Source organism: Crateriforma spongiae, assembly GCF_012290005.1.
GTDB classification, from domain to species: Bacteria; Planctomycetota; Planctomycetia; order Pirellulales; family Pirellulaceae; genus Crateriforma; species Crateriforma spongiae.
On record NZ_JAAXMS010000001.1, the window covers coordinates 688,592 to 712,183 of the forward strand.

The 23,592-nt window shown below is 57.4% G+C and carries 15 protein-coding genes; 4 read left to right on the forward strand and 11 right to left on the reverse strand.

All coding sequences use genetic code 11. From position 1 onward, the window contains the following. Window positions 1-1,698 carry an alpha-amylase family glycosyl hydrolase gene (locus HFP54_RS02575; RefSeq protein WP_168564181.1) on the forward strand — a complete coding sequence of 566 codons (1,698 nt, stop codon included), beginning with the start codon at window positions 1-3 and terminating at the stop codon, window positions 1,696-1,698. A 72-nt stretch (window positions 1,699-1,770) separates the two neighbouring features. Here the strand turns inward: HFP54_RS02575 and HFP54_RS02580 are convergent, their stop codons facing one another. The 5 genes from HFP54_RS02580 to HFP54_RS02600 all read right to left on the reverse strand — a co-directional run bounded on the left by HFP54_RS02580 (window position 1,771) and on the right by HFP54_RS02600 (window position 8,001). Beyond that, window positions 1,771-3,816, reverse strand: a complete 2,046-nt coding sequence (locus HFP54_RS02580) for a sodium:solute symporter family transporter (protein ID WP_168563941.1) — start codon at window positions 3,814-3,816, stop codon at window positions 1,771-1,773. 438 nt (window positions 3,817-4,254) lie between these two features. Continuing rightward, complete coding sequence (locus HFP54_RS02585) at window positions 4,255-5,403, reverse strand: sodium ion-translocating decarboxylase subunit beta (protein WP_146412263.1); 1,149 nt, start codon at window positions 5,401-5,403, stop codon at window positions 4,255-4,257. A 34-nt stretch (window positions 5,404-5,437) separates the two neighbouring features. Further along, window positions 5,438-5,983 carry an OadG family protein gene (locus HFP54_RS02590; protein WP_235951199.1) on the reverse strand — a complete coding sequence of 182 codons (546 nt, stop codon included), beginning with the start codon at window positions 5,981-5,983 and terminating at the stop codon, window positions 5,438-5,440. Between the two features lie 60 nt (window positions 5,984-6,043). After that, a complete protein-coding gene (locus HFP54_RS02595; RefSeq protein WP_145301049.1) occupies window positions 6,044-6,427 on the reverse strand; it encodes a biotin/lipoyl-containing protein in 384 nt (127 codons plus the stop codon). A 20-nt stretch (window positions 6,428-6,447) separates the two neighbouring features. Next, a complete protein-coding gene (locus HFP54_RS02600) occupies window positions 6,448-8,001 on the reverse strand; it encodes an acyl-CoA carboxylase subunit beta (protein WP_146414241.1) in 1,554 nt (517 codons plus the stop codon). A gap of 452 nt (window positions 8,002-8,453) precedes the next feature. Here HFP54_RS02600 and scpC point away from each other — a divergent pair, with 452 nt between their 5' ends. Continuing rightward, complete coding sequence (scpC, locus tag HFP54_RS02605) at window positions 8,454-9,953, forward strand: succinyl-CoA:acetate CoA-transferase ScpC (protein WP_168563942.1); 1,500 nt, start codon at window positions 8,454-8,456, stop codon at window positions 9,951-9,953. A gap of 142 nt (window positions 9,954-10,095) precedes the next feature. Here the strand turns inward: scpC and HFP54_RS02610 are convergent, their stop codons facing one another. The 6 genes from HFP54_RS02610 to HFP54_RS02635 form a co-directional block, all read right to left on the reverse strand. Further along, entirely contained in the window at window positions 10,096-10,632 is a 537-nt protein-coding gene (locus tag HFP54_RS02610) for a gamma carbonic anhydrase family protein (protein WP_146412265.1), read from the reverse strand. Between the two features lie 9 nt (window positions 10,633-10,641). Then, window positions 10,642-11,676 carry a methylmalonyl Co-A mutase-associated GTPase MeaB gene (meaB, locus tag HFP54_RS02615; protein ID WP_146412267.1) on the reverse strand — a complete coding sequence of 345 codons (1,035 nt, stop codon included), beginning with the start codon at window positions 11,674-11,676 and terminating at the stop codon, window positions 10,642-10,644. Further along, window positions 11,676-13,877, reverse strand: a complete 2,202-nt coding sequence (gene scpA / locus HFP54_RS02620; RefSeq protein WP_146412270.1) for a methylmalonyl-CoA mutase — start codon at window positions 13,875-13,877, stop codon at window positions 11,676-11,678. Before scpA ends, meaB begins: the two co-directional genes overlap by 1 nt. Continuing rightward, window positions 13,877-15,958: a methylmalonyl-CoA mutase family protein gene (locus tag HFP54_RS02625; RefSeq protein ID WP_168563943.1), complete on the reverse strand. Its 2,082-nt coding sequence runs from the start codon at window positions 15,956-15,958 to the stop codon at window positions 13,877-13,879. Before HFP54_RS02625 ends, scpA begins: the two co-directional genes overlap by 1 nt. 136 nt (window positions 15,959-16,094) lie before the next feature. Further along, window positions 16,095-16,508, reverse strand: coding sequence for a methylmalonyl-CoA epimerase (mce, locus tag HFP54_RS02630; protein WP_145305039.1), 414 nt, complete (start codon window positions 16,506-16,508; stop codon window positions 16,095-16,097). Window positions 16,509-16,966: 458 nt separating this feature from the next. Beyond that, complete coding sequence (locus HFP54_RS02635; RefSeq protein WP_168563944.1) at window positions 16,967-19,591, reverse strand: hypothetical protein; 2,625 nt, start codon at window positions 19,589-19,591, stop codon at window positions 16,967-16,969. A gap of 241 nt (window positions 19,592-19,832) precedes the next feature. On the opposite strand from HFP54_RS02635, the gene HFP54_RS02640 reads away from it, so the two are divergent. Then, a complete protein-coding gene (locus HFP54_RS02640; RefSeq protein WP_168563945.1) occupies window positions 19,833-21,290 on the forward strand; it encodes a sulfatase in 1,458 nt (485 codons plus the stop codon). Window positions 21,291-21,446: 156 nt separating this feature from the next. After that, window positions 21,447-23,582 (forward strand): S9 family peptidase, encoded by a 2,136-nt coding sequence (locus HFP54_RS02645; protein ID WP_168563946.1) that lies wholly within the window; start codon window positions 21,447-21,449, stop codon window positions 23,580-23,582. Window positions 23,583-23,592 lie beyond the last annotated feature (10 nt).

Here is a 23,592-nt window from a genome sequence, read left to right on the forward strand (position 1 = left end):
ATGACTTGCGGCCAGTTTGATTCCATTCTTGCGGACATTTATGGCAGCGTGCCGACGGAGCTGAGCGAAGCACTCCATCGGCTGGTCGAATCAGCCAATGCCAAGCCGCGCGATGAATCGTTATGGGACCAAAACGACGTCGTTTGCATCACCTATGCCGACCAAATTCGTCAGCCCGGTCTGCATCCGCTGGAAGCTTTTCGGCGTTTCTTCCTGGATTGGGAATTGGATCAAAAGCTCCGGTGCATTCACTTGCTGCCGTTTTGTCCCTACACCAGCGATGACGGTTTTTCGGTGGTCGATTATTTGGCCGTCGATCCCGAATCGGGTGACTGGGATGACATCGCACGCTTGGGCCAGCATTTTGATTTGATGTTCGACTTGGTCGCCAATCACACCTCGGTGTCCCACCGCTGGTTTCAAGGTTTCTTGGCCGACGAAGAACCGTTTCGCAATGCCTACATCGATCAAGACCCGACCGCGGATCTTTCGGCCGTGGTGCGTCCGCGTAGTCTGCCGTTGCTGACACCTTTCGAAACAGCGTCGGGAACCAAGCACGTCTGGACAACTTTCAGCGCCGATCAAGTTGATTTGAACTACGGTGATCCGGCAACTCTGCTGCGGATGATCGAAACGCTGGTGCTGTACGCACAACGCGGTGCCAGGATCATTCGACTTGATGCGATTGCGTTCCTGTGGAAAAAGGTCGGCACATCCTGCATGCATTTGCCACAAACTCATGCCATCGTTCGTCTGATGCGTGCGGTTTTGGATGCCGCCGTGCCGGGAACGATTGTTTTGACCGAGACGAATGTTCCCCACAAAGAGAACATCAGCTACTTCGGTGACGGCACCGACGAAGCCCACATGGTGTATCAATTCAGTTTGCCGCCCCTGTTGTTGGACGCGATTCACAGTGGTGACACGACGGTGTTGCGAGACTGGATGAAGTCGCTGCGGCCGCCCACGAATCAAACGACGTTCTTCAACTTCACTGCCAGCCACGACGGTGTGGGGGTTCGCCCCTTGGAAGGTTTGGTGCCGCGCGAGCGGTTGGACCATCTGGTGGATGTCGTGCGACGTCATGGTGGTCGCGTCAACATGCGTTCGCAAAGCGATGGGACCGAAAGCCCCTATGAGCTGAACATCACGTACTTGGACGCCGTCGCCGATCGGTCGACGATCGAACCGGCCGAACACTCACGGCGATTCTTGGCGACCCAGGCGATCATGCTTTCAATGCAGGGGGTTCCGGCCGTGTATTTCCACAGTCTGTTTGGATCCCCCAATGATGTCGCCGCGGCGGATGAATCCGGTCAGAATCGCAGAATCAATCGGCACAAATACGAACGCGACGAATTGGAAAACGCGTTGGCCGATGCGGCAGGATTACAGCGGCGAGTGTTCGACGGCTATTGCCGATTGTTGGAACTGCGTCGTCTGCAACCGGCTTTTCATCCGATTGCCGGGCAACAGGTTTTGGACTTACCGGGCGACGGATTGCTTGGGTTCGTTCGCGAGGTGTCGGATCAACGAATCGTCGTGCTGGCGAATTTGTCCGATTCGGCCCGAGAGGTCAGTTGCGACCAAATTCCGATTGCAACCGACCACGACCTGTTGGCCGATCAATCCCTTGCCTCGGGCGACGCCATTTCGCTGCGGCCGTTTCAAGTCCGCTGGTTGGTCGCGGTATCTTAGGCCACGGTTCAAGATGCCGGGATGACGCAACGCGTGGGCATCCCGGCTTTGCAATAACACGTTGTGTTCGGCTTAGTAGAACACGATGTACAGGGCGAGCATCAGGACGATTACTAGGCCGCCAAAGAATTTCGCGCCCTTGGAACCCGTCAGGTCGATCTGTTCGTTGACGGGCAAAGTAACCGGTTCCTTCATCGGTCGTATCAATGTGACCAAAGCCAGGACCGTTAAGACCGTTCCGAAGCAAATCGCCATACGGTTCAGGAAGGTGATGTCTGCCGTCGCGGGCATCCATTTCAAGGCACCGTACAGCACGGGGTTCAACAACAGACCGATCGTTCCAACGGATCGAGGTGCTTTGTGGAACAGCACGCCGAAGATGAAAATCGCCAAAATCCCGGGTGAAATGAACCCTTGGAATTCTTGGATGAAGGTGAAGATTCCGCCGAACGACGGGTGGCCTAGGAAGGGCGCGATTAGCAAAGCGATCAAGACAAAAACGATCGTGCAGATTCGACCCACCATGACCAATTGGCTTTGCGACGCATTGGGCTTCAGCTTGTAAAAGATGTCCATCGTCGCGATCGTCGATGCACTGTTCAACATTGATGCCAACGAACTGACGACAGCGCCAAAGATGGCGGCCAGAACGAAGCCTTTGATGCCCACACCGATCGGCAACAATTCACGAATCAACGTGGGGAAAGCATTATCGTAATCGTGTGCGATCAGCGTTTCGGTCCCGATCGAATCGCCCAACTGTTCGGTGGCTGCTTGAATCGTCGTGTCGTTCGCGATCACTAGAGCCATCGCCGGATCGTCGCCATCGGGGATTGTTTCAGCGGACGATCCGCTTCCCGCGATCGATTGGTTGTGCTGTAGCAGTGTCAGTGAGTTCTCGGGATGCATCTCCGCGAACTCTTCGTCAAAGGCGTAAAGCATCTTTGAACCGGGATCAGCTTCTGCCAGATTCTTTTCGATCGCTTCCAAGATCAGCGTGTTTCGATCGCTGGCCGGATCGGGTTTCATGCTCGAATCCAGCGTCTGGTAAAGATCCGGGGAATTGGCGGAAATCAGCAACGCGTTTCGCCCCGAGGCGTCGTTGCGTAGTTCGCTGTTGAACAGGTTGAACGCCAGGATGCCGGGGATCACCACGATGAACGGGATGATCAGTTTCAGGAATGCGGCAAACACGACCCCTTTTTGGCCTTCGGCAAGTGATCGAGATCCCAAAGTTCGCTGGGTGATGTATTGGTTCAATCCCCAGTAAAAAAAGTTGGGAATCCACAAGCCGACCAGCAACGCGGTCCACGGAATTTCGGGATCGTCGGTCGGACGCACCATGTGCAACTTGCCTTCGGGCAAATCGCCTTTGTTCAAATCCCAAAAACGTTGAATCGGACCCGCCGATTCCAGGCTTTCCACCGTCACCTGATCGTTGCGAGCGGTTTGAATCAATTCTTCCGGCGCCGTGTTGCCCATCAAAGACATCGCAAACCAGGCGATGATGACACCGCCGACGATCAATGCCGAACCTTGAATCAGGTCGGCCCAGGCACAGGCTTTCAAGCCACCGGCAAACACATACACGGCGGCCAGGATGCCGATAATCCAGCAACCAACGGTGATGTTCCCCAGGTCCAAACCGGCGACCACCATGCCTTGGAAATTGCCCGTGATGACCTTTGCACCGGAGAAAATGACCGACGCCGTCGGAACGCCCACCAAAATGATCATCGTGCTGATGGCCATCACGGTTCGTGCGAAGGCGTTGTATCGGTATTCCAAAAATTCGGGGATCGTATAGATCCCGCTTTTCAGAAACACCGGCAGAAACACAAACGCGGTGACCACCAGCGTGACCGCTGCCATCCATTCGTAACTGGCAATGGCCATCCCCAACCAATCCGCCGCTTTACCCGTCATGCCGACAAATTGTTCGGTGGAGATGTTCGCGGCGATCAGCGAAAAGCCGACCAAGTACCACGTCAGACCACGTCCGGCCAGGAAGTAATCCTGGGCGTCTTTGACGTCGTCCTCTTCACGACTCTTGTACAAACCGATCGATATGACGGCGATCACAAAGCCGACGAAGACAATGACGTCCAAGATGCCCATGAGTACAGAAACCTTTCTGTCAGTGGTGGCGTTGGGGGGAACGGCCGGTTTCATCCGACCCATGCCGCAAGGGGACCAGGGTGGCCGCTAGCGGGCGGATTAGGTGATGCGACGGCGCAAACGTCCAGATTATGCTTGTGTTTGGCGTCAGGCACAATCAGCCGCAACTTTGGTTTTGCCGCGACAGATGGTTGCGTTGCCTATACGAGACAGCCTCCGCTTGCTCGACACGGATTTACGGCCGCCGCTGTGTGGTTCGGCAACTCGACGCGGCCAGCGATCCAAAAACGCGTGCTGTGACTAGCCTGCTCAAACGCCGCGGGGCGACATTCATAAACGCTGGCTCTGCAGGTCGTCGCGATTCACGCGGCGGTCGCCCCACCTGCCGTATCGTGGAAATGACGCCGTGATCCGGACGCCGGCGAATGCCGCGAAGTCTCAGCTGGCCAGTTGGCTCCACAGGACCCCGGCGGCGATAGCCGATCCGATGACTCCGGCCACGTTGGGGGCCATGGCGTGCATCAGCAAAAAGTTTTGGGGATCGGCTTCTTGGCCGACCATGTGAACGACGCGTGCCGAGTCAGGCACAGCCGAAACGCCGGCCGCACCGATCAATGGGTTGATCTTATCTTTCAAAAACAGGTTCATCAATTTTGCGAACAGCACGCCGCTGGCCGTTGCGATGGCAAAAGCGAGCGCGCCGAGAGCGAAAATCATGATTGATTCTCGTTTCAGGAAGTACGGGGCGCTGGTGCTGGCCCCCACACAGAATCCCAGCAGCACGGTCACGATGTCGATCATCGCTGCCCGAGCGGTCGCCGCCAAACGGTCGGTGACCGTGCATTCTTTCAATAAGTTGCCAAAGAACAGCATGCCGATCAGCACGATGGCACCGGGAGCCAACATGGTGCAAACGATGAACGCAACGATGGGAAACAGGATGCGCTCGCGTGTGGAAACCTGACGAGACGGCTTCATGCGAATCAGCCGTTCTTCTTTGGTCGTCAACAACTTCATGATCGGCGGCTGGATCACCGGAACCAAAGCCATGTACGAATAGGCGGCGATCGCGATGGCCCCAAGTAATTGAGGCGCCAGACGCGAGGACAAGAAAATGGCGGTGGGGCCGTCCGCACCACCGATGATTCCGATCGCGCCAGCTTCGTTCGGGCCGAACCCGAGCGCGATGGCGCCCAGGAAGGTCAGAAAGACACCGATTTGCGCCGACGCCCCCAACAAAATCAACTTGGGACTGGACAGCATCGTCGAAAAGTCGGTCATCGCGCCGATGCCAAGGAAGATCAGCGGTGGATATACCCCTCTTTCCACCCCAAAGTACAGATACCGCAGCACGCTGCCTTCGTCGTAAACGCTGAGCGGCATTCCGGGCACACTGGGGATATTGCCGACGACGATTCCGAAACCGATCGGAACCAACAGCAGCGGTTCATAGTGTTTAGCGATCGCCAAATAAATGAAGATCATCCCGATCACGATCATGATCAGGTTGCCCGCCTGCATGCTGGGAAACGCGGTGGTTTCAAGCAATTGGCCGGCTTTGGCCGAAAGGTAGTCCCAAGCGTTCATCTTGGCTGCTTTACCGATTTACAAAGGTGGATGATCAGCGATTTCGTGGCTGCAGACGGTGCGAAGCGTGATGCCGGATTCGCCCTTCCAGCGTCCAAGCCAATTCCGATGGTGTCAGACGGCGGGTCCGAACGATGCGTACGGGGCGGCGTTCTGTTGCCGCCACTGCGGCGGTCAGCACGGCAACCAATTCCGGCGTCAGTTCGTCGTCGTCGGCATCGTCGGGGACGGGCGAAGTGGCAGATTTTGTCTTCGCATCGGTGGCGGATGATTTGCCTGGCTTGCCTTCCATCAAGGCGATCAACCGCGGCATGGCCGTGATGACCATCATCAAAATGATCAACGCCATGAAGACGACGACCATCCCAAGAATGGCGAGCGGAATGCCAAAATCTGAAAACAAAGTGTCCATCGCCGACGGCGCGTCGCCATCGACCGCCGGTACGGCATCGCCGGTCGTTGTGTCGGCGGCTTGCAGCAGACCGATCGGCATCACCCACCCCATCGCAGCGATGGGATGCGCCAAACAGCATTGCAGCACTGACCCGCACAGCGGGGAAAGGGCAGGAAACGGGGCCATGGGTGTCTCGATAAAGCAAGCCCGGGAATCAAACGTCGTTACGGATTGGGTGATGAACGGCTATTCCAGTTCAACCAACAATTGGCCTTCCTGAACCGATTCACCCGCCTTGACGTGAACGGCTTTCACTTTGGCACCGGCCGGCGCGATGATTTGGTTTTCCATCTTCATCGCTTCCAAGACCAACAAGACATCGTTTTGGTCGACGCTGTCGTTTTCTTTCACGGCCACCGACAGGACCACGCCTGCCATCGGACTGGTGATCGCACCGGCCGCCAAAGTCACTTTGGGGCTGGGCGCGGCAGCTTTTTGCACCGGAGCAACCGGCGAAACCGGTCGTGGGCCGGCCGGTTGTGGCGCACCCGCAACGGCATCGTCGTCTTCCAAGTGTTCGACGGTGACTTCATAGGATTTGTCACCGACAGTGATTCGCATTTTTTTCATGGTCAAAGCATTCCGGTGGATTACAGCGGGATCAGGCCGTGTTTCTTGGGTGGACGAGTTTCACTCTTGCGAAGTGTGTTGCGTAACGCCAGCGAAATGCTCGCTCGCGTCATCGATGGCTGAATGATATCGGTAATCATCCCGCGCGATGCGGCCATGTAGGGCGAAGCAAATCGGTCATGGTATTCCTTGACCAATTCGGCCTGTTTGGCCTGTTTGTCTTCGGCCGCTTGTAATTCGCGGCGGTAAAGAACGTTGATGGCTCCTTCGGCGCCCATCACGGCGATCTCGGCGGTCGGCCATGCAAAGACGACGTCGGCACGCATGTCGCGGCTGCACATCGCCAAGTAAGCACCGCCATAGGCTTTGCGGGTGATCACCGTGATTTTGGGGACCGTTGCGGCGCAGTAGGCGAACAGCATTTTGGCGCCGTGTCGGATGATGCCGCCCTGTTCTTGTTGGACACCGGGCAAGAACCCGGGGACGTCAACCAAAGTGACCAGCGGGATATTGAAGGCATTGCAGAATCGTATGAAACGTGATGCCTTGTCCGAGGCATCGATGTCGATCGTTCCCGCCTTGACCATCGGTTGGTTGGCGATGATCCCGACGACGACGCCGTCGATCCGTGCAAAGCCGACCAGGATGTTCTTTGCGAATTCTTGATGAACTTGCAGGAAGCGTCCGTCATCGACGATGCGTTGGATCACCGCTTCCATGTCCAACGCGCCCTTGGCATCGGCGGGCACCAGATCATCGATCGACGTGTCCGGCACCATGCTGATGTCTTCGATCGGATGGTGCGGCGGGTTGTCCAAGTTGTTCGACGGCAAGTAGGACAACAGTTCCTGGACCAATTCCAATGCGTGCTGATCATCCTCGGCGACGAAGTGCACGTTGCCACTGATCGCCGCGTTTGCCGCGGCGCTGCCGATTTCGTCCATCGTGGTGTCCACGCCGGTGGCGGCTTTGATCACCTGAGGACCGCAAATGAACATGCTCGCGTTCTTACGAGTCATGATCAAAAAGTCCATCAACGCCGGCGAATAGGCGGCGCCGCCTGCACAGCTGCCGGCGATGACGGCGATTTGTGGCACCAGACCGGACAGTTCCACATTGCGATAGAAGACCTGGCCGTAACCGCTAAGGGCATCGACCCCTTCTTGGATCCGAGCCCCGCCCGAATCGTTGATCGCGACGAAGGGCAATCCGCAATTAGCGGCATAGTCCATCACGTCGCAGATCTTTTGCGAATGACGTTGTCCCAGTGCACCGCCGCCGACAGTGAAGTCTTGGCTGAATCCCGCAACGGGACGTCCATCGACCTGTCCGACGCCGGTGATCACACCATCACCGGGCATGAATTTCTTTTCCATGCCGAAATCGTGACAGTTGTGTTCGACGTGCAGCCCCCATTCTTGAAAGGTGCCGTCGTCAAACAGTGCGTCAAATCGTTCCCTCGCCGTGATGCTGCCTTTGGCGTGGATCTTGGCAATGCGTTCTTTGCCGCCGCCCACCAGCCGCTGATCGCGACGTTCTTTCAACTGTTCTAACAGTGACTTTTCGATAGCCATCAATTCACCACAACCGTGTTGTGCGACCAAGTAAGACAAGCTTCAGACCACTTGTCACATCGGCATAAGCTAGCGTGAGACCCGACGGCTGTCAGGAGCCGCCTGACGATCGATGTGAAACCAGTGAAGGCGCTGTTTTGTGTACAAAGACGAGCGTTTCGGGCATGATGTCCGCCGTAGCGACCCTGTGAAAGCCCCGTGGATCGCTGAAAAAAATGGTGGCTGTGACATTGCGCACCAGATCGCCGCACCGACTTGACAATATTTCACACGGCGGTCTATCTACGAGGGTTAGATGGCGGATGTGTGATTTCGTTTGTCGTGAAAATCCTTATGCGACAACTTGTCCTTGATTCGTCGGTTGTTGGCGACGAGAGATCGATTAAACGTCACAACGTTCCACTTCATTTCGGGCGTAACCCCTGACCTGCCTCACCGATAAGGAAATGAAAATGTCCGGCGCTTTTCCCATTCTTAGCGCTGCCGAAGCGGCCGAACTGATCGACCATGGCATGCTGGTGGCAATGAGCGGGTTCACGCCCGCCGGTGCCGCCAAAGCCGTACCGCGTGCGATCGCCGACCGGGCCAAGATTTTGCATGAAGCGGGCCAGCCGTTTCGCATCCGTGTTTTGACCGGCGCCAGCACCGGTACGAGCTTGGATGACGCGTTGGCCGAAGCCGACGCGGTCAGTTGGCGCGCACCCTACCAATCGTCACGCCCGTTGCGACAACGCATCAACAAAGGCGAAGTCGAATTCGTCGACATGCACCTGTCGCACTTGCCCCAATCCGTTCTGTTCGGGCACTTCGGGGATATCGACGTTGCGGTGATCGAAGCCACCGACGTGACCGAAGACGGAAAAGTTTATTTGAGCACATCGGTGGGGGCATCGCCGACGTTTCTGTTGAAGGCAAAGAAGGTCATCATCGAATTGAATCGCGGCCAATCCAAAGAAATCGGCAAGATGGCCGATGTCGTGGTTCCCGATACGCCGCCCCACCGCAAGTCGCTGGCCCTGGATCATCCGCTGCAGCGCATCGGAACCCGCTACGCCCAGGTCGATCCGTCCAAAATCGTGGGGATCGTCGAAAACGACCAACCTGACGAATTGGGCGGCTTCACCGCATCGGACGAATTAAGCAGCGCGATTGCCGGCTATGTCGTCCAGTTTTTGACCGAAGAATTGGCCGCCGGACGCATTCCCAAGGAATTCCTGCCGATGCAAAGCGGTGTCGGGAACGTCGCCAACGCGGTGACCGAAGGCATCGGTGCCAGCACGGAAATCCCCGATTTCTATATGTACACCGAGGTGCTACAGCCGGCGCCGTTCCGTCTGTTGAAAAGCGGCCGGATGAAGGGCGCCAGTTCTTGTGGTTTGACCTTGCTGCCGGAACAAATCCAAGAGATCTCCGAAGACATCGATTTTTATCGCGATCGAATCGTGCTTCGTCCTCAGGAGATCAGCAACAACCCGGCGATCGTCCGTCAGTTGGGCGTCATCGCGATGAACACGGCGTTGGAAGTCGACTTCTATGGTCATGTGAATTCCACGCACGTTTGCGGCCAAAACATAATGAATGGTATTGGCGGCAGCGGTGATTTTGCCCGCAACGCCTACCTTTCGATCTTCGTGTGTCCGTCGACAGCGAAGGATGGAAAGATTTCGACGATTGTCCCAATGTGCAGCCACGTCGATCACAACGAACACAGCGTCGAAGTCATTGTGACCGAGCAAGGTCTGGCCGACTTGCGCGGCGTTGCACCGGCACAGCGTGCACGATTGATCATCGACAACTGTGCCCATCCGATGTATCGCGACATGCTGCATCGCTACATCGAAAAGTGTAAGCCCGGGCACATTTATCACGATTTGGAACGCTGTTTCGATATGCACCGAAACCTGATGCGTCACGGCGATATGCTGGCAGGCGAAACCAGTTCGGTGGCTTAGTCGGACACAACGAACGAAAGCGGCGCAGCGATGTGCCGCTTTTTTTGTGCAGTCGCTCCGCCGCGTTCGCACGCGTGGGCCGCCCGTCCCTGAACGTTTTGATCAGGCCACTTGGGTGATTTCGATCGAGCTGACTTCGGTCCTAGTCTTGGCCAGGCTCTTGTTCGTCTTTGAACCAACTGGCGTAGAACAGGTAGTTCTTGGCGATCTTTTCAATCATCTCCTTGGCCTGTTCCGGATCGACATCTTTGATCCGTTTGGCCGGCGTACCGGCGTACAGACTGCCGGGTTCGACTTTCGTTCCCTGCAAGACGACCGAACCGGCACCGATGATCGATCCTTCACCGATCACCGCGTGATCCAAAATCACCGAATTGATGCCGATCAAGCAGTTCTGTTCGATCTTGGCGCCGTGCACACAGACGTTGTGGCCGATCGAAACGTTGTCCGCGATGTCGATGACCGATTTCTGATACAGCGTGTGCAGCACGGCGCCGTCTTGGATGTTCACACGGTTGCCGATGCGGATCGAGTTCACATCGCCGCGAACGACCGTGTTGAACCATACCGAACAGTCATCGCCCATCACGACGTCGCCCAGCACCACCGCGGTGTCTGCCAGGAAGCAATTTTCACCAAGTTGTGGGGTGAAACCACGCACAGTTTTGATAAGGCCCATGGGAATCGATCAAAGGTTGCGGGAATCAAGGTTCAAAGCCGAAAACAAACGTCGTGCTCCGGCCGCCGGTGGCATCGATCCGTCCAAGACGTTCGTTTCCACATCGTTGCAGATGGCTTGTACGGCCGGATGAGTGTGCATGACGTGACGCAGCTGATCTTCGACGATGGACCACAGCCAACGTAGGTTTTGCTGTTGTCGACGTCGCTGGAAATCGCCCGAATCTTTGCGCAGACGACAACGCTTTTCGATCGCTTTCCAAACCTTGTCGATGCCCAGATTTTCGCGTGCGCTGCACGTCAAAATGGCCGGTGCGTCATCGAAGTGTCGTCCGGTGATCGAATCCAGAGCGTTGTGGTATTGCCGTGCCGCCAGTTCCGCGGCGTCTTTGTTTTTCCCGTCCGCTTTGTTGACCGCGATCACATCGACCAGTTCTAACAAGCCACGTTTGATGCCTTGCAGTTCGTCGCCGGCGCCGGGCAACATCAGCCCCAGGAAACAATCGGTCATGTCGGCGACCATCGTTTCGCTTTGCCCCACGCCGACGGTTTCAATCAGGATCACGTCGAATCCGGCCGCTTCGGCGATCAGCATGCATTCACGGGTCTTATGGGCGACACCGCCCAGGGTGCCCGCCGATGGCGATGGCCGAATGAACGCGTCTTTTTCTGACGACAGATTGGTCATCCGTGTTTTATCGCCCAGGATGCTGCCGCCGCTGACGCCGCTGGACGGGTCAACCGCCAACACGGCGACCCGTTTGCCCTGACGTACCAGTAGCAATCCGAACGCTTCGATGAAGGTGCTTTTGCCGGCCCCGGGTGCCCCGGTGATACCGATACGCAACGCGTTTCCGGTCAAGGGCATCAGCCGAGTCAGCAATTCTTCGGCGACTTTTTGGTGCCGTGGACTGCTGGATTCGACCAGGGTGAATGCACGCGCCAACATCGACAGGTTGCGATCGCGGATGCCTTGGAAATAGTCATCCGCGGTGGGGCGATTGCGGGCGCGTGCTTGGGGTTTGGCGGTCGGTCGATCTGTCATCAGACCGCCGTGTCCGCCGTACCGGGAAGCTGGATTTCCAACTGGTCCGCCAGCTTTTCCAGCAACGAAACGGCGGCGTCGCTGATCACGGTACCGGGTCCGAAGACCGCTGCGGCACCGGCCGCATACAGGGCATCGTAATCTTGCGGCGGGATCACCCCTCCGGCGACGATCATGATGTCTTCACGGTCCAGCTTTTCCAGTTCTTGCTTCAGTTCCGGCACCAGCGTCAGGTGCCCGGCGGCCAGCGAACTGACCCCCACGACGTGGACGTCATTTTCGACCGCCTGCTTGGCGGTTTCGGCTGGCGTGCGGAACAGCGAACCGATGTCGACGTCGAAGCCAAGGTCGGCAAAGGCAGACGCGATCACTTTTTGACCGCGGTCGTGACCGTCTTGGCCCATTTTTGCGACCAAAATTCGTGGCCGACGTCCTTCGGCTTCTTCGAATTTTTCGACCAACTGTTGGACTCGCGTCACGGCATCCTGGCCCTTGGTTTCGTTGGCATAAACGCCACGGACGGTTTGCACGGGCGCTTCGTATCGGCCGTAGACCGATTCCAAAGCATCGCTCATTTCACCCACGGTCGCTTTGACACGAGCGGCATCGACGGCACATTCCAGCAAGTTGCCCGAACCTTCTTCGGCGGCGTGTCGCAGAGCGGCCAGGGCGGCGTTGACTTCACCCTCGTTACGGTCTTCACGCAGCTTTTTCAAGCTTTCGATTTGTGCCTGTCGCACGGCGGTGTTGTCGACGCTTAGCACCTTCAGGTCGTCTTCTTGGGCCAAGCGATACTTGTTCATGCCGATCACCGGCTGCAGTCCCGCATCGATCCGTGCCTGCGTCCGAGCGGCAGCTTCTTCGATCCGCATTTTGGGAATGCCGGCTTGGATGGCTTTGGTCATTCCGCCCGCTTCGTCGACTTCGGTGATGTGTTCCCAAGCGCGTTGAGCCAAGTCATGCGTCAGCTTTTCGACGTAATAGCTGCCGCCCCAAGGATCGACAACGTTGCAGGTGTCTGTTTCTTGTTGCAGGAACAGCTGCGTGTTTCGTGCGATTCGGGCGGAGAAATCGGTCGGCAATGCGATCGCTTCATCCAGCGCATTGGTGTGCAGCGATTGGGTGTGGCCGTGGGTGGCCGCCATCGCTTCGACACAGGTACGCACGACGTTGTTGTAGACGTCCTGTGCGACCAAGCTCCAGCCGCTGGTTTGGCTGTGGGTTCGCAGCGACAGACTCTTGGGATTCTTGGGATTGAACTGTTTGATCAGCTTGGCCCAAATCAGCCGCGCGGCACGAAGCTTGGCGACTTCCATGAAGTAATTCATGCCGATGCCCCAGAAGAACGACAGTCGGGGGCAAAACGAATCAACGTCCAAGTCGGCTTGCAATCCGGTTCGGACGTATTCCAAGCCATCGGCCAGTGTGTACGCCAATTCCAGGTCGGCCGTCGCACCGGCTTCCTGCATGTGGTAACCGCTGATGCTGATGCTGTTGAATCGCGGCATCTTGCGACTGGTGTAGTCAAAGATGTCGGCGATGATGCGGATGCTGGGCTCGGGCGGATAAATGTACGTGTTCCGAACCATGAACTCCTTCAGGATGTCGTTCTGGATCGTGCCGGCCAGTTTCTCCGGTGCGACGCCCTGTTCTTCCGCAGCGACGATGTACAGCGCCATCACGGGCAACACGGCACCGTTCATCGTCATCGACACGCTCATCTGATCCAGCGGGATGCCGTCAAACAGCACTCGCATGTCATAGATGCTGTCGATCGCGACGCCGGCCATACCGACATCGCCGGCGACACGTGGGTGATCGCTGTCGTAACCACGGTGGGTGGCCAAGTCGAACGCGATGCTCAGCCCCTTTTGGCCGGCGGCCAAGTTACGGCGATAAAATGCGTTGGACTCCTTGGCGGTGGAGAAACCCGCGTACTGACGGACGGTCCACGGACGCATGACGTACATCGTCGCGTAGGGGCCACGCAGAAACGGTGGGAATCCCGGCATCGTCTGCAAGTGGTCGACGTCTTCCAGGTCCTTTTGCGAATACAACGCTTGGATCGGAATCTGTTCGCCGGTTTGCCAGCCCAGTCGTTGCGGGTCACCGCCGACCGATTGTTTCCAGTCGTCGGGGGAACCCACGGTGTTCGCATCGCCCTTCAAAGCGACGTCGGCAAAATTCGGTATCGCAGTCATCACGAAAGTACCTCCTCTTCACGCAGCAGTTCGCGAAGCGTGGCCAGCACGTCGCATTTGATGAAAATGAATCGATCGACGCCGGCTTGTCGCCACGCCGCTTCGTTGTCGCCGGGATGTCCGGCCAGCACCACGGTCTTTGCTCCGGCAGCCTTCAGGCCGCCTGCAACCGGTGGAACCATGTCGGGATAAAGTTTGTCCGATGAACAGATCACGGCGACGTTCGCGCCGGATTCCTTGAAGGCCGCCGTCGCCGCATCGGCGTCCGCAAAGCCTTCGTTGGTGACCGCTTCGAAACCACCGGCTTCGAAGAAGTTTTTGGCATAGGTTGCGCGAGCCGTGTGGTGGGCAACCGGGCCCATGTTGGCCAAGAAGACGCGAGGTCGGTTGCCATGCTTTTCCATCCAAGCGTCGCTGGCATCCCGCAACTCTTCGAACGGCTGGGCGAATGCGTGCGGTTCGATCACCTTGGCGTCGGTTGATTCTTGTTGCAGCCCCAGACGCTGTGCCAGGGCGGCAATCGTCGCACCCTGTTCGGCCGCGGCGACACATTGTGCCAGACGGTCGTCGCCGTCGATGGCTTCCGCTGTCGGTGCTGTCGCGGCAACCCGTTTCTTGGCGCCCGCCAACAAAGCGTCCATGTCCGGCGGCGAATGCTTGACCGGTTCTTCGGTCAGATTGGGAAACTCACTGACACCGGTGATGCCTTCGCGGCGTTTGGCAATGTCTTTGGCACGCGGGGCGTAAGCGGCGTCGATCTGTTCGGCGATCGCACCACTTTGCAGTGCGGCCGCCATTCCGCCGGCCTTTTCAATGCCTTGGAAAATCTCCCAAGCCTTTTCGCACAGTTCGGTGGTCAGATCGTCCATGAACCAGCTGCCGCCCGACGCGTCCAACACGCGGTGCATGTGCGATTCTTCTTGCAGAATCAACACGGTATTACGGGCGATTCGTCGGCTGAATGCGTTGGGCAATCCGGACGCTTCGTCGAAAGGAACCGAGGTGACGATTTCGGCCCCGCCGACGATTCCCGCAAACGATGCGACCGTATTGCGAAGCATGTTCACGTACGGGTCACGCTGGGTCATCACGCGATCACTGGTGCGAGTGTGAATCCGCATGCCACGCGGGGCCGCGCCACAGGCTTGCAACACACGCGACCACAACGATCGTGCCGCACGCAACTTGGCGATTGCCAAGAAGTGGTGGGTGCCGATACTGAATCGGAACAGCATCTGTGAAACCGCATCGTCGATGGCGACGCCTTCGGATTCCAGACCGCGTAGATAATCGACCGCGGTGGCCAGCGCGAACGCGATGTCCTGAGCGGCCGTCGCGCCGGCGTTGTGATAGACCGCAGTGTTGACACAAATCGCCGTCGACTTGGGATAGTTGGCTTTCGTCCAGCGGACCAGTTCGGCCATCTGGCGATACGCTTGGCCCATCGACATCGGCAAGCGACCGTCGGCGGCCAACGTTGCCAGCGGATCAGCGCCGAAGCTGGCGCGTGCTGCTTCGCCGGGGACGCCACGCTTGTTCCAAAGTGCCGCCAAGGTTGCCGCGGCCGGCAAATAACTGGCACCGGCGTCGATCCCGATCTCGATCAATTCCAGATGAACCTTTTCCAGCAGTTCATCCAAGTCTTCGACACGGTACGCCATCAGACCGTCGACGCCGGCCAAATCTTCGGCCTGTTCCACCGAAACGCCCGCACGCGTGGCCTTGTCCAGACGCAGGGTCAGGGAGGTCACGCCGCCTTCCAGGTCGCCCAAGATGGCTTGGTTGGCCGCTTCCAAATCAGGGTGTGTGTGTTCTTGACGCTGGTCGACGCCGCACATGATCGGGCCCATCGGATGGGCACCACGCGTGAACGGCACCGCACCGGGAACGCCCAGAGGGTCGGTCCCGTCCAACTGGTCTTTCGATGAATAAACCGGTTGGATGTCGATGCCTTCGTAGGTGTGCGACACCAATTTGCGATCAAACGGTGCCCCTTTCAGATCGGATTCGACCTGTTGCCGCCACGTGTCATAATCGACCGGCGGAAAGTCATCGGTGACTGTTAATTTTGACGTTGTCATGGAAGAAGAATCCAATCACTACAGCGGTCAAGGAAAGTGAACGTGATGAGGTCAAAAACGGATGACCGAATTTTGTTTCCGAATCAACGCGAGGGCATTGCCGCGGAATCGACCATTCGTTGGAAAACGAATTTCATCAAGCCTTCATCGGCTGGCACAGTTCGGTCAGGACGCCGCAACTGCTCTTGGGATGCAAGAACGCGATTTGTGTGTGGTGGGCGCCTGGTCGCGGTGTTTCGTCGATCATTCGCAAGCCTTCGTCCTTCAGTTCCGCAATCCGTGACGGCAGATCTTCGACGGTGAAGGCAAGGTGATGCAAGCCTTCGCCGCGCTTCTCAATGAACTTCGCGATCGGGCTTTCGGGATCGGTGGGTTCCAGCAATTCCAGGCGGACATCGTTGACTCGATAAAAGGCGACCTTCACCTTCTGGCTCGGCACGTCTTCGACGCCTTCAAATTCCGCGCCCAGCGAACCTTCATAGAACGCTTTCTGATCTTCCAACGAACGAACGGCGATCCCGACATGATTCAATGATTTGACGGGCTGCATCATCAAGACTCCTAATTGCGGTGAACGACGGTGAAAGGCGAATCTTTGGTCATTCAAAGTGTGGCCGCCGTCGAGATTGCCACAAGTGTGGACGCCCTGTCTATCGGACAAACAACGCTTGCGACCTGACATCTTTGCCGGGGCTTTCCTGACCGGTGTCGAATCGATTTTCCCGACAAGCATGGGCTTGTAAAGCCAATGCGGTGGTATGCCGCAGTTGTAAAAGGCATCAAGATGAATTTCCAGCGTGTGCGGTCCTGCCGCACATGGTACCGAATGTCAGGATTGAGGCGGGGCGGATGCCGGTGACGCCCTGACAAGGGCAAAGTTTGCGTTTCAGGTTCAGCTGGCGACATCGCCACCGATGCAATCGAAACGCATGCGTGACCAATTGTCACGCCACGGTTTTCAAGCCGACAAGCGACAAAGGTTGGCTTGGGCGACAAATCGTCGCGGCATCAGCGTGACGTCGTGTCGACGCGTTCCAAAAAGACTGCATCCAAAGGACCCAGCTGAACGGTCGGTCCGGTGCGACGACCGCTGTTTGTTTTCGGATCCTGTTTGGGACTGCCTTTGATGTGGCGAAGCGACCCGACCAAGTCGCTGGGAAGTTCGAAATCCATCGGCCGCGGCGACGGGTTGGCGATGATCATTCCGTTTTCGAATCGTCGCGACAGCACGTCGCTGTGGGCATGGACGCTGATCCGATGAAGGAAGACCGCTTGGCCGCCTTCGATTCGGAATTCAATGTCCACTTCGGGGCTACCGATCGCCGATGTGTAAACGCCGGCGGTGAACGGTTGGGTGCCGACCCAAGTGTTCGCCCTTTTTGCGGGCTGACTTGGCAACGAATCCATGTTCGATTGCTGGATTCGGACGTTGGCCCAAGATGCATGATCCGTCGTGGAATTGTCGTTGATTCCACAGTCGGCCAAGAATTTCAGTTGGATTCGGTTGCCCGCGAAATCATCCAAAGGCACGCTCCGGTGCAGCCATTCGTGTTGGTTGGTGGTTTCGTCGAAGATCGTTCGCGCGACCGACCGGTGCCCGTTGGCAAGCACCGTGGCTTCAATAATGAAACGGACCCCGTCGCTTCGTTGCGGGCTAAGCGGTCCCATTCCCAAAGCAAAACAAAGCGATTGATCGGCTTCGACGTCGGTTTCGACGGTCCAGAAAGTCGCACCTTTGGTGGCTTTGTAGGGCGGGTGAACCGAAAACGCGTCGAACGTTTCTTCTGCGATGCTGACACGTGCGGGCGAAAACTTTGCGCCCGTCGCCGGATCTAGCGATCGATCACGCGTTTGGTTTCGCAAACGCATGCCGGTGACGATGTCATCTTGCATCATTGATCGCACTCGACCGTCGGTGACGCCCACCGATCCCAAACGGGCCATCGTTTTGAGATACCCGAGCATCGGATCGGCGGACAACGTCGCCAGCACCGTTAGGTCCGGTCCCGACGTGGGAATCCCTGGGATGCGAAAGGTGGTGCTGGTTGCCGCCGGATCCATTGGCGTGATTCGCAGGGTGTCATCGATCCATTGCGTGGAAACGTCGCCTTGAATGATCTTCGCCAAGTTGGCCGGCATCGATGCGGCACCTGACAGGAGGTCTGGTGTCTGAGCGGCGAGACGTCGCATCGGTTCGATCGGTTTTCCCAGCCACCCGGCTTCACCCCGAGCGCCGCCACGCAATTCATCCCAGATTCCGGGCCTGCCGCCGGGGTCATTGGCCGGCCGGATCGAAAAGCAAACGGCGTTGTCGGCGGCGACCGCCGCCGCCATGGCCAGGCGATGACGGGCCGGAGCGACATCCGGATGGCGAGTGACGCCAGGCTGTCCCGCAACCGGTTGGATCCACTTGTGATTGACGTAACTGAAAGCCGGAGCCCGTGCGTTTTCTTGCCAGTACAGCAGCCGGTTTAGCCCGCCCGACCAATCGTCGAATTCCCAATCGTTCAGATTCGGCCAGCCTTCGCTTTCGATGCCGTTGAAGATGCCAAACGCCCTTTGGCTGCGGCTGCCGCCTGGTCCCAGTGCACCATCGGCCAACATCAAGAAATCATCCCCCATTCGTTCACGCAGCTGTTGTGCAAACTGGACGACGCCGATGCCGTACCGGTTGACGCCGTCGATGACCCCGTCGTCCACGTTGCCATCGCCGTCGGTGTCACCGTGCGTGTTGTTGAACAGAACATCGAACTCGATGCCGTCGAATTCGGCCAGAATGCCGTCGCTGCTGAACCATCGTGCCAAGTCATCGACCAAATGATCGGTGCACGTCTTGCCATTCGCATCGCGGGGACAATGCGTGGCGTAGTTGTAGTACCACATCAGGTGATTGTTGCGGCCCCAAGGACCTTCGGTTTGATGGGCCGCTGCGCGACTGGCCCCGGCCTTGAATGCCAGCGGTCGTGTTCCATAGCATCCGCGGCGAACGCGAATGGTTTGTTCCTTTGCATTGACCGATACCAGTTGCACTTGTTCGCAGTGGTTCCAGTCATGTTTGCCGTCGGCGGTCATGCCAAACAGCGCGATGTCATCGTTGCGGTTCTTGTAACGACCGGTTTCGATTCGAAAATCGCGAACGCTCTGGACCGCGATGTCTGTCACGCCGTTTTCGGCGGGGACATCTTCGGTGATGACGACCGCTTGTCGATAAATCCAATGACCGGCAAAGAACGGTTCGGTGTGATAGCGTGGATCCCTGGCATTGCCATTGAAATGCAACATCACGGCTTGCCGCGGATGCTGTTGTTTGAAACGCCGAAAGAATAGCGCATTTCGTGGTTCGCGGTCCAAGCATTCTTCTTCTAAACACTTGCCCATGATGCCTTGCAGGCGTCCGTACGGTTCAGACCAGGATTCGTACGTGGGATACTTGCCGGTCTGGTAAGCCGATTCCGTTTGTCGAAAGAAAAAAGCTTGGGGGGCATCGGGCTGCAAGACCAACAACCGATTGGTGTTCGACGATGGTGCCGGCGATCGGTCCTGCGCACCGGCGGAAACTTGCCAAAGGAAGCAGGTCAGCATGATCCCGGTCGGAACCATGGCCATCGATCGCAAAGGGACGCGTTTTTTCATCGGAGATCTGTGGGACGGTATTAATCGCATGGGGTGTCAATCAGGTCGCGACGGCAATCGCTATTAACCTAACGGTCCTGGAGCGGTCTGTCCGCTATGCGGCAGGTTGTCCTGATGGGCCGTTTACCGATTCGATATCGTTGGGACTGCTATGATGGGCGATGACGACCAACGGAACACTCGTCGTCGTCCCATCCGCCCCTGCCCCGTCCAACAAAATTCCCGCCTGGTGGACCATCCCATGAATGTTGTCTGTTGTCATCGTCTTTTTCGTGCCCTGCTTTGTGGATGGATCGCGGCGATCACGCTGATGGTCGGCACCGCCGGCGCTGAATCACCGAAGAACGTATTGATGATTTGCGTCGATGACCTGAAACCCAACATCGGTTGTTTCGGTGATCCGGTGGCGGTGACACCGAACATCGATGCGTTGGCACAACGCGGCGTCAGCTTCCAATCAGCCTATTGCAACCAAGCGGTGTGTGCGCCCAGTCGCAATTCGCTGATGACAGGCCTGCTTCCACAAACGATCGGCGTGTACGACCTGTCGACCCACTTCCGCGACGCGGCGCCCGATGTGGTAACCGTGGGCGAGCATTTTCAAAGGTTTGGCTATCAAGTCCAAGGCTTGGGAAAGATCTATCACACCGGACACGGCAATCACGACGACAAGCAAACTTGGACAGTTCCGTCGTGGCGTCCCAAGGGTTCCCAGTATGTGCATCCCGACAGCTTGGCGAATCGGGTGAAGGATTCTCGTGGGCGTCTGCGTGGTCCGGCAACCGAAGCGGCAGATGTGCCGGATGATACCTATTCTGATGGGAAGATCGCCGATGAGGCGGTGCGGCGACTGCAACAGTCGGCATCCAGCCCCGGACAACCGTTTTTCTTAGCGGTCGGTTTTCTAAAGCCTCACCTGCCCTTCATCGCACCCCAAAAGTATTGGGACTTGTACGATCCCCAAAGTCTGCCGATGCCTGTCTATCGACAAGCTCCACAGGGGGCACCCGAATATGCGCCGACCAAATGGGGCGAACTGCGCAGCTACAGCGATGTGCCCAACGAAGGTCCGCTGCCAAAAGCAATGCCCCGGAATTTGATTCACGGATACTATGCCGCGACCAGTTACATCGATGCGCAGATCGGAAAGGTTTTGGACGAATTGAATCGACTGCAACTTGCCGACCAGACGGTTGTTGTGCTGTGGGGCGATCATGGTTGGCACTTGGGCGATCACGACATGTGGTGCAAGCATACGAATTACGAACAAGCGGCACGGATCCCCGTCGTGGTGGCGGCACCCCAAGGCGCCAAGGGACAGGCCACGGAATCATTGATCGAAACCGTTGACATCTATCCCACGTTGGCCGAATTGGCCGGCATCGATGCACCTGACGGTCTGGACGGTCGCAGCTTTGCCGCCGTGGTTCGCGATCCCAAACAAACGACCCGCCCCTTCATCACGCATGTCTATCCACGCAGCGGTCGGCTGGGACGAGCGATTCGGACGCCCCGATACCGCTTGGTTCAGTGGGCCGCGATCAAGGGCGGCGACCAGGGCGTGGATCTGGAGTTGTACGACTATCAAAACGATCCGCTGGAGACCAAAAATGTTGCGGAGGAAAACCCGAAAGTCGTTCAGGAATTGTTGAAGTACTTTGGCCGGCAATCCGCCCCCAAACAAGCCTGGAAACCGTAGGGGTAACGCCCGCCGGTGATCTCTGCGCGTACGTTGAGGCCACCGCCGATCACGGGGAAGCACTGACTGGTTCGGACGTCGTCCTGAAATGGACAGGGGCAATCCTTTAAGATTGTCCTGCTGACCTTCAGTCCGACTTCCCTGTGTGAGTGAATCATGACTAAACAACGATGGCGGGTCGCCTTTGGATGGCTTGTCCTATGGCCGGTGCTTTCCGCCGGTACCTTGCAGGCCCAGTCAGAAGGCCGCGGATCCCAATCTGGCGAACTGCGTCGCTTCAGCCCCGCGGATGTCGCAAAGCTGCGTTACGTCACTGATGCGAAACCGTCACCCGACGGATCGCAGGTGGCTTACCTATTGTCGGTGCCACGTCGTCCGATGAGCGACGACAATGGTCCCGCTTGGACCGAGTTACATGTGGTCGATCGTGACGGGCAAACACGTCCGTTTGTGACCGGCCACGTCAACGTGTCGTCAACGTCATGGAGCCACGACGGTTCGGCGATCTATTTCGTCGCCAAACGAACGGGCGATGATCACAGCGCGTTGTATCGCATCGCCGTGGATGGCGGTGAAGCGGTTCGTGTGCTAACGCACGAGACGGGAATCGGATCTTATTCCCTTTCTCCCGACGGAGAATCGATCGCGTTCCTGGCCACCAAACCCGTCCCTGAGGACGAACGGAAATTGCGTGATCAGGGGTTCGATCAAGAAATCTACGAGGAAGATGTATCGGCGACGTTGGTGTGGTTGTCCAAGTTGCCTTCGGTCAACGAGGTCCTGAACGGCACGGATGATGCGCAAGCAAAACCGCTGGAATTGCCTGGGTCTGCGTCGCAGATCCACTTCAGCCCGTCAGGCAAAGAATTGGCGGTGGTTCTGGCGCCGACGCCGTTGATCGACGATCACTACATGGCCAAAAAAGTTCACATCGTTGATGCGGAATCGGGCCAAATCGTTCGTGAGATTGAACACGTCGGAAAGTTGGGGCAAGTGGCATGGAGCCCCGATGGAAAAAGCTTGGCGTTGGTCGGCAGCGCGGATATCCATGATCCCCACGAAGGCCGTTTGGTGATTGCCGACGTCGTTTCGGGTGACGCGGATCAACCGGCGATTCGCGATCTGATGCCGGAAGACGATTCGCACGTCGAATCGATCGCCTGGATCGACGACACCACCCTGGTTTACTCGGCCGCCGAAGGTGTGTCGTCGCGTTTGGGAACGGTCACGATCGATGGCCAGCGTACCGACTGGATCGAACCCGGCGATGAATTGGTCATTGACGCCATGACAAAGGCGGCCGAGGGCATGTCTTTCGTCATTGTCGGTGAATCCGCCAATCATCCTCCCGATGTGTTCGTCGTTGAAAAACAAGGCGATGCACCGGAGCGTTTGACGGTATCGAATCCGTGGCTATCGGAAATGCGTTTCGCACGCCAAGAACCGATCCGATGGACCGCCGCCGACGGTTTGGAACTGGAAGGCGTGCTGATGTATCCGCTGAACTATGTCGAAGGCCGGCAGTATCCGACGATCATGTACGTCCATGGTGGTCCGGAATCGCACGAATCCAACGCGTGGTTGACCAGCTATGCACGGCCCGGTCAAACGGCTGCGGCCATGGGCTTTGCCGTTTTTTATCCGAACTATCGCGGCAGCACCGGTCGCGGTGTCGAATTCTCGATGATGGGCCAGGCGGATGCGGCCGGAAAAGAGTTTTCCGATCTGATCGATGGAGTGGACCATTTGATTGACATCGGAATCACGAAACCCGATGCGGTGGGAATCACCGGTGGATCGTACGGTGGTTTTGCGTCGGCCTGGGGCACGACGTATTACTCGGATCGCTTCGCCGCTAGCGTGATGTTTGTGGGGATCAGCGACAATGTTTCCAAGGTCGGGACGACTGATATTCCCGAGGAAATGTTCTTGGTGCACCATCGAAAGCGTTTATGGGATGACTGGGATTACTTCCTAAAGAGCAGCCCCATCTATCACGTGCAAAAGAACCAAACGCCGACGCTGATTTTGCACGGAAAAAACGACCCACGTGTCCATCCGTCCCAGTCGCTGGAATTGTTCCGGCATCTGAAGACGCTGGATCAGGCGCCGGTGCGTTTGGTGATGTATGAAGGCGAAGGTCACGGTAATCGCAAAGCCGCGGCACGGCTGGACTACAACCTGCGGATGTTACGCTGGATGCAAGAATTCCTGCAGAAAAAATCCAAAGCCTCGCCGCCGCTGAAAATTGATTATCAGGCGGCACTTGGCGAAGATTCGTCGGATCCGTAACGGCGCGTTG